The sequence below is a fragment of the Microbacterium sp. K35 genome (assembly GCF_004794375.1).
Classification (GTDB): Bacteria; Actinomycetota; Actinomycetes; order Actinomycetales; family Microbacteriaceae; genus Microbacterium; species Microbacterium sufflavum.
Map to the genome: position 1 here is coordinate 1 of NZ_SSDM01000404.1, position 1528 is coordinate 1528.

Genomic DNA, 1528 nt, shown 5'->3' on the forward strand with positions numbered 1-1528 from the left:
CGCGGGGGCGCGGATCGGCGCCGCGACCGGACGCTTCATCGCCGAGGTGCTGCGGCGGGTGCCGGAGGCGGCGCTCACGGGCGACCCCGTGCGCCGTCTGCCCGCCACGGCCAGCTTCACGATCGCGGGGGTGAGCGGCGAGGCGGTGCTGCTGGAGCTGGAGCGGCGCGGCGTCATCTCGTCCAGCGGCTCCGCGTGCGCGGCGGGCAGCGACGAGCCGTCGCACGTGCTGCTCGCGTGCGGCGTCGACCCCGCGGTCGCCCAGACCTCGGTGCGCTTCACGTTCGGGCGCGCCCCCCTCCCGGACGACGCGCCGGAGCGCCTCGCCGCCCTCGTCGCCGCCTCGGTGGACGCCGTCCGCGGATGAGCTGCGGCTCTAGACTCGGCTGGTGACCGACGCCCCGCTCGTGACCCTGGTCGTGCCAGGACGCGACATCGCCGCCTTCGCCCCCGCCGCGCTCGACTCGCTGCGCGCGCAGACCGAGCGACGCTGGCGTGCCATCCTCATCGACGACGGCTCGACCGACGACACGGGCGCGATCTTCGACGCCGCCGCGGCCGCGGATCCGCGGTTCACGTCGATGCGTCACGCCGCCTCCCGCGGCCTCGGTGCCGCGCGCAACGTGGGACTCTCGCTCGTGGACACCCCGTACACCGGGTTCCTCGACGCCGACGACGAACTGCGCCCCACGGCGCTCGCCCGGCTGCTCGGCACGCTCGAGGAGACCGGGAGCGACCTCGCCGCCGGCGCGTACGTGCGGTCGCGGTGGCAGGGCGACCGCTACGTCGCGGGGCGCGTGCAGCCGTGGGTCGCCGCCGCCACCGCCCCCGAGCGACGCGGCACCACGCTTGCCGAGCACCCCGCGGCCGCGTCGAACATCGTCGCGTGGTCGAAGGTGAGCAGGACCCCGCTGTGGACCGACCTCCGCTTCCCCGAGGGCGTCGCCTACGAGGACCAGGTCGTCGCGCAGACCCTGTACACCCGCGCCGGGGCGTTCGACGTCATCCCCGACGTCGTCGTCGAGTGGCGGGTCAGGGCCGACGGCACGTCGATCACGCAGAGCAAGGCCCAGCTCCCCGTGCTCCGCGACTACCTCACGGCCCTCCGCGGCGGGATCGCGGTGCTGCACGCCGCCGGGGAGCACGCCGCCGTCACCGCCCGCCTCGACCTCATCCTGGCGATGGACGTCCCTCCCCTGCTCGACATCGCCCGTACGCACCCCGACCCGGCGTACGACGCCGAGGTGCAGGCCTTCCTGGCCGAGCTGCGGGCGCTGCCGGAGTTCGCCGACGCCGCTCCCGATCCCGCGCTCGCCGACGCCCTGAACTGGTGAGCCCGACCCCCGAAAGGCCGCCCGCATGAACGCCTACCTCGACTCGCTGTTCTCGCTCGACGGTCGCACGGCCGTGGTGACCGGCGGCAGCTCCGGCATCGGCCGCGGCATCGCCACCGCACTCGCCCGCGCGGGCGCCGCGACCGTGATCGTCGCCCGTGGCGAGGAGCGCATCCGCGAGACCGTCGAGGAGC

3 protein-coding genes are annotated in these 1528 nt (G+C 75.7%); all 3 read left to right on the forward strand.

All coding sequences use genetic code 11. The features are described from left to right. The coding region (locus DW299_RS16625) for an aminotransferase class V-fold PLP-dependent enzyme (RefSeq protein ID WP_136037246.1) at positions 1–367 on the forward strand (367 nt) is incomplete at its 5' end. Positions 368–389: 22 nt separating this feature from the next. Continuing rightward, positions 390–1334, forward strand: coding sequence for a glycosyltransferase family 2 protein (locus DW299_RS16630; protein WP_342589058.1), 945 nt, complete (start codon positions 390–392; stop codon positions 1332–1334). A 25-nt stretch (positions 1335–1359) separates the two neighbouring features. Next, a partial coding sequence (locus DW299_RS16635) for an SDR family NAD(P)-dependent oxidoreductase (RefSeq protein WP_136037248.1) occupies positions 1360–1528 on the forward strand: 169 nt, incomplete at its 3' end.